Origin of the sequence: Streptomyces sp. NPDC005281 (assembly GCF_040607495.1) — a bacterium.
GTDB lineage: Bacteria > Actinomycetota > Actinomycetes > Streptomycetales > Streptomycetaceae > Streptomyces.
Genome location: NZ_JBEXGX010000083.1, coordinates 1 through 5,907 on the forward strand (window position 1 = coordinate 1; position 5,907 = coordinate 5,907).

General features: G+C 67.9%; 7 protein-coding genes. 6 read left to right on the forward strand and 1 reads right to left on the reverse strand.

Annotated features, from left to right (window positions below):
* The 5 genes from ABZV42_RS41915 to ABZV42_RS41935 all read left to right on the forward strand — a co-directional run.
* Positions 1–369, forward strand: a 369-nt coding sequence (locus ABZV42_RS41915) for a carboxyl transferase domain-containing protein (protein WP_356057516.1), incomplete at its 5' end; no start/stop codon positions are given.
* Positions 370–409: 40 nt separating this feature from the next.
* On the forward strand, positions 410–1,114 hold the full coding sequence (locus ABZV42_RS41920; RefSeq protein WP_355991794.1) for a DsbA family protein: 705 nt from the start codon (positions 410–412) through the stop codon (positions 1,112–1,114).
* Positions 1,115–1,342: 228 nt separating this feature from the next.
* Complete coding sequence (locus ABZV42_RS41925; protein WP_355991792.1) at positions 1,343–2,860, forward strand: FAD-binding protein; 1,518 nt, start codon at positions 1,343–1,345, stop codon at positions 2,858–2,860.
* A gap of 179 nt (positions 2,861–3,039) precedes the next feature.
* Positions 3,040–3,477: a DUF6069 family protein gene (locus tag ABZV42_RS41930; RefSeq protein ID WP_355991789.1), complete on the forward strand. Its 438-nt coding sequence runs from the start codon at positions 3,040–3,042 to the stop codon at positions 3,475–3,477.
* A gap of 77 nt (positions 3,478–3,554) precedes the next feature.
* Entirely contained in the window at positions 3,555–3,824 is a 270-nt protein-coding gene (locus ABZV42_RS41935; protein ID WP_355991787.1) for a hypothetical protein, read from the forward strand.
* 220 nt (positions 3,825–4,044) lie between these two features.
* Here ABZV42_RS41935 and ABZV42_RS41940 read toward each other — a convergent pair whose 3' ends face one another.
* Complete coding sequence (locus ABZV42_RS41940) at positions 4,045–4,701, reverse strand: response regulator transcription factor (RefSeq protein WP_355991785.1); 657 nt, start codon at positions 4,699–4,701, stop codon at positions 4,045–4,047.
* Between the two features lie 613 nt (positions 4,702–5,314).
* Between ABZV42_RS41940 and ABZV42_RS41945 the strand changes: the two genes are divergently transcribed.
* On the forward strand, positions 5,315–5,907 hold a 593-nt coding region (locus tag ABZV42_RS41945), incomplete at its 3' end, for a 2-oxoacid:acceptor oxidoreductase family protein (RefSeq protein WP_355991782.1).

Here is a 5,907-nt window from a genome sequence, read left to right on the forward strand (position 1 = left end):
CGGATCTCCCTCATCCTGCGCAAGGCGTACGGAGGCGCCTACATCGTCATGGACAGCCAGTCCATCGGGGCGGACCTCACCTACGCCTGGCCGACCAACGAGATCGCCGTGATGGGCGCCGAGGGCGCGGCGAACGTCGTCTTCCGCCGCCAGATCGCCGACGCCGAGGACCCCGAGATCATGCGGGCCCGCATGATCAAGGAGTACAAGGCCGAGCTGATGCACCCGTACTACGCGGCCGAACGCGGCCTGGTCGACGACGTCATCGACCCCACCGAGACCCGCGAGACCCTCATCCGCTCCCTCGCCATGCTCCGGTCCAAGCATGCCGACCTGCCCTCGCGCAAACACGGCAATCAGCCACAGTGACAGGGCACTTGACCGCATCAGCCCTACGGAGGCACCACACATGGAGCAGCAACGGACGAGGAGTACGACGGTGCGCGTCCGGATCGCACTCGACGTGATCTGTGTTCACTCCTACCTCGGCTACACCCGCTTCACCCGTGCGGCTGAACGGCTGCGCGCCGACGGCCACCGGATCCAGGTGGAGTTCCTCCCCTTCGAGCTCGCGCCGGGCGCGGGCACCGAGGGGGAGCCCCTGCTCCCCGTACTGGAGCGGGTGTTCGGCCCGCAGGCGGTACGGGGGACGCTCCAGTTCGCCGGGCAGGTGGCCGCCGAGGGGCTGGAGCTGCACTACGAACGCGCCGTGGCGACCGGCACGTTCGAGGCGCACCGGCTCATCGCCCGGGCCGCGCGGCAGGGAAGGGCCGAGGCGATGGTGGAGCGTCTCTTCCGCGCCCACTTCACCGACGGACTGCACATCGGCGACCCCGCCACCCTCGCCCGGCTCGCCGGTGAGGCCGGCGTCACGACGGGCGACTCCGGCCCGGGGACAGCGGATACCGCACCGGGAATCGCCGCGGAAACGATCGAGGCGACGACCGGGGAAACCGAGCGGCTGCACACCGAACTCGACCGTGTGCGCGGTCTCGGCGTCACCGGTGTGCCGGTGTTCTTCATCGACGGCGTACAGCCGCTGACCGGATCCCACTCGGAGGCCGAGCTGCTCTCGGCACTTCGCGAGGCGGCGCGATCCGCCTCCGACGGCTGACCCGGACTGTCCGGAACCTCAGCTTTGGCATCGAGGCACGACAGATCCATGTCAAGCACATGGTGACGTGCCACGGGGGCTGGTTGGCTGAAGTCCACCCCCGGCCCGCATCCGCCAATGCGGTGACTTGTCGGCAACCCAGCACAGATAGGGCTCTACATGTTTTCGCGACGCACATTCCTGGGCTCCGCGATTGCGGTGGCCGGTGCCACTGCGGGGTTCACCGCATTGAACTCGACCGCGGCCCAAGCCGCCGCCCAGGTCGACCCGGAGGTGATCGTCAGGCCCGGTGACGCCCGGTACGCCGGGCTCGCTGGACGCGGCTACAACACCCGCTTCGTGGCCTCGCCGGACGAGATCTGGCTCGTGCACTGCGCCTCCCAGGTGGAGAAGGCCGTCAACCAGGCCATCGCCGGCAACCAGCGCATCACCGTACGCAGTGGCGGTCACTGCTTCGAGAAGCTGGTCGACGACCCCCAGTTCCGGGTGCTCGTCGACCTGTCCGAGATGAAGAGCGTCACCTTCGATCCGACGATGAACGCCTTCGCCGTCCAGGCGGGCGCCCGGCTGGGCGAGGTCTACAAGGCGCTGTACGAGGGCTGGGGTGTCACGGTCCCGGGCGGTGTGTGCCCGGAGGTCGGTGTCGGTGGTCATGTCTCCGGCGGCGGGTACGGCCCGCTGTCCCGCCGCTTCGGCCTCATCGTGGACCACCTGTTCGCCGTCGAGGTCGTCGTCGCGGACCGGGGCGGCAGGGCCCGTACGATCATCGCCACCGGCAACGCGAACGACCCCCACCGCGACCTGTGGTGGGCGCACACCGGCGGTGGTGGCGGCGGCTTCGGCATCGTCACGAAGTTCTGGTTCCGCACCCCGGGGGCCTCGGGCGGCGCGTCCTCGCTCCTGCCCAAGCCGCCCACGCGGATGCGCGAGACCTACGTGACCTGGCCCTGGGCACAGCTGACCGAGGCGGCGTTCACCCGCCTGGTGCTGAACCACGGCGCCTGGCACGCGGCGAACAGCGCTCCGGGTTCCCCGTACTCGGTGATGCACAGCTCGTTGCAGCTGCACTCGTCGATCGCCGGCACGGTCCAGCTGGAGATCCGCATGGACGCCACGCTCCCGAACACCGCCCAGCTCCACGACGACTACATCAGCGCGGTGAACGCCGGCGTCGGCGTGCAGCCGACGATCGACGTCAAGGAGGGCACCTGGCTGGAGATCGCCCTGGAGCCGACCGCCAGCTACGGCGCGTACTCGCGCCAGAAGTCCATGGGCGGCCATCTGCGCAAGCCGCTGACGGCCACCCAGGTCGGCGCGGTCTACCGCTCACTGACCGACCCCGGCCACTCCGGGGTCGGCATGGTGTATCTGGCGGCCTACGGCTGCCGGATCAACACGGTGCCGTCGTCCGCGAGGGCGATCCCGCAGCGGGACTCCGTCATCAAGCTCTGGTACTCGAACAACTGGTCCGATGCCTCGCAGGACGAGACCGAGGTCAACTGGGTCCGCACGCTGCGCAAGAACGTCCACGCGGAGACCGGCGGGTTCCCCGTGCCCAACGCCCAGCAGGACGGCGGCTACATCAACTACCCCGACATCGACATGCGCGACCCGGCGCAGAACACGTCCGGGGTGCCCTGGTACTCGCTCTTCTGGAAGGACAACTACCCCAGGTTGCAGCGGGTCAAGAACACCTACGACCCGAAGAACGTCTTCCGCCACGCCCTGTCCCTGGACCCCGCCTGAGGAACCGCTCGGGCGTCCGGTCCAAGGGCGTGTCTGACAATTCCCGTCCGCCCGGCGGGCGACGACGCGAATTGTCGGACAGGCCCTGGCGCCGGAAGCGAACGCCCCATCTCCACGACCACCGTGCCGGGACCGAGCAGCTCCCGGTCCCGGCACGGCACGACAGCCCGGAGGGCTCCATGACCAGCAGTATCCCCGCTGCCAACTCCACCGCTCGAGGACGACGAGCGCTGCCCACGTGGCAGGCGGTCGCGGGGGCCGCCGTTCTCGCCGCGGTCGTCAATCTCATCGTCCTGTTCATCGGTGACGCCGCCGGCGCCTCGCTGGTCCTGAAGCTCAACGGCAAGTCCGACGAGATCGTCGCCAGTGGCGTGATCTTCATGTCGGTCGCCGCGCCGGTGATCGGCATCACGGCCACCGTGTTACTGGCCCGCTGGAAGCCGGTGTTCCTCCGGGTGGGTCAGTTCGTGGGCGGCGGGGTGGCGCTGCTCACGGCCATCGGCCCGCTGACGTTCGACACCGACGGCGGCACCGCCGCCACTCTGATCACGATGCACCTGTTCGTCGGCTTCGTCGTCGTGGCGGCGCTGGAGGCGATCCGCCGATCCCGCGCCTGACGTACGGAGTTCGCCCGCCGGCCCTCCGCAACCCGACCGGGTTCCGGAGGGCCGGCGACATCTTTGGGGGAGGAACCATGGCAGCGGAGGAAGACGGCACGGCCGAGGTCACGCGGATGGTGACCGCGCACAACTGGCGCATCACCAGTGGCTCTCCGACGGCGGAGGAGGTCGCCGCGATCGCGGTGGCGCTCTCGACCGTCCTGTCCGCGCGCGCCTCGGGGGCGGCGCGGGAGACCGGCTCGGACTCCCGGACCGGGGCCTACTGGACACCGTTCTCGGCAAGGCGCAGGACGGCCACGTCCTGGGCCGCCGACCCTCGGCCGGGCTGGCGCGGGGCGGCGTGAGGAAACCTCGCGGGCGGCCTTCGCCCGGCCGGCCCGTAATCCCGTCGGCAATTCCACGACGGGCCTGGGGAGAGGGAGGACCGGTCGGTCGCCATTGACCGAGCGGCCCGAATTCAAGCCCTGGTCCTCGTATTTCCCGAGCCGCCTACGCCCTGGAACACGGGCCGAATCCCCTGAAGGAGACTGCGACCGCCCGGAGTTCCCGGGGTGACGGTCATGGTCAGGCCTGCCCCAGGCGGAAGCCGACACCGCGGGCGGTGACTATCCAGCCACTCGATCCGAGTTTGCTCCGTAAGCTGCTGACATGCGTGTCGATGGTGCGTCCCGGCTCCGACCGGGCGTCCCTCCAGACCTGGGCCATGATCTGCCGGCGGGTGACCACCCTGCCCGGCTGCGAGGCGAGCAGATACAGCAGATCGAATTCCTTGCGCGTCACTTCCACGGGCCGACCGTCGAGGCTGATCTCCCGGGCGCGCGGATCGATACCGAGCGGACCGACCGTGATGGCCTGCTCGGAGGAGACCGGCTGCCGCGAGACCCGGCGCATCACGGCTTCGATGCGGGCGATCAGTTCGGCGAGACTGTAGGGCTTGGTCACGTAGTCGTCCGAACCCGCGCGCAGACTGAGCACCCGGTCCAGCTCCGAGTCACGAGCCGTGACGACGATGATCGGCACATCGCAGACGGACCGGATGCTGCGACAGAGTTCGACCCCGTCGAGGTCGGGCAGATCGAGGTCGACGAGCAGCAGGTCGGCGCTCTGGAAACGCTGTAACGCCTGAGCGCCGGTCGGCACGCTCTCCGCCTGGAATCCATGGCGGTACAGGTTGCGGATGAGCGCCTTCGAGACCTGTGGCTCGCTGTCGACGGAGAGCACGCGCAATGCCTTGCGCGCTCGCCTCGGCTCGGGCCTGACCTGCGCACTTCGCGCGGCGGCCTGCTGTGAAGCACTTGGTTGCACTAACCCTATGGAATGATGCCCCATCCGTGAATCCCCCTATATTCATCCGTCAAGCGAGCGTCGCGCCAAGCAATAGAAGGTCCTCAATCGAGGGTACAGACCACTTAGTCGATCCGTCAAAGATCAATGTTTGACAGTCGATGAATAAAGGAAATTGGAAACGACGCCGCAACAATAGAAAAATCGAGGAATAATCATTCAGCCGACATCCCGCCCTGCGGTGACCGGCTCTCCATGATCACTCAACCCGCCGACGCTGCCGCGCCCGGCCTGCCGCTTTGCCGCTCGGCCAATTTCACCAGCCCCCGTACACAGCCACTCCAGACTCTCGCGATACATCGTACACGAGCGCGCGTACGACGTATACGTGCGCCAAGTCACTCCACGGTGAACGTGAAGCACTTGATCCTGCCCAAAAGAACACACTATCGAGACAGTTTGTGAATAAGCAGGGATGAATCGGCCAGCTTCTGGCCGACACACCCACTGGGCCGATCTTGACACCATTCCGAATAGAAGGAACGTGAACATGTCATCAGCGCCTGCTGTGGACGATCAAGCATCGGGAGCGAAAGACGTCCGTCGGCTGAGCCGGGTAATCATCCGGTTCGCGGGCGACTCCGGTGACGGTATGCAGCTCACCGGCGACCGGTTCACCGCGGGGACGGCCTTGTTCGGCAACGACCTGTCGACGCTGCCCGACTTCCCCGCCGAGATCCGCGCGCCCGCGGGAACCCTCCCCGGCGTCTCCTCGTTCCAGCTGCACTTCGCCGACCATGACATCCTCACGCCGGGCGACGCGCCGAACGTCCTCGTGGCGATGAATCCGGCCGCGCTGAAGGCGAACATCGCCGACGTGCCGCGCGGTGCCGAGATCATCGTCGACGCCGACGAGTTCACCGAACGGGCGCTGCGGAAGGTCGGGTACGGGTCCTCACCGCTGGAGGACGGTTCGCTGGACGGCTACCGCGTCCACCCGGTGCCGCTGACCATGCTGACGGTGGAGGCGCTGTCCGGATTCGGACTGTCCCGCAAGGAGGCCGAGCGTTCCAAGAACATGTTCGCGTTGGGGTTGTTGTCGTGGATGTACCACCGGCCGACCGAGGGTACCGAGAAGTTCCT

Bases quoted from the DNA above. Each gene is read 5' to 3' on its own strand.
- ABZV42_RS41930 (WP_355991789.1), top strand. From the start codon at position 3,040: ATGACCAGCAGTATCCCCGCTGCCAACTCCACCGCTCGAGGACGACGA.
- ABZV42_RS41935 (WP_355991787.1), top strand. From the start codon at position 3,555: ATGGCAGCGGAGGAAGACGGCACGGCCGAGGTCACGCGGATGGTGACC.
- ABZV42_RS41920 (WP_355991794.1), top strand. From the start codon at position 410: ATGGAGCAGCAACGGACGAGGAGTACGACGGTGCGCGTCCGGATCGCA.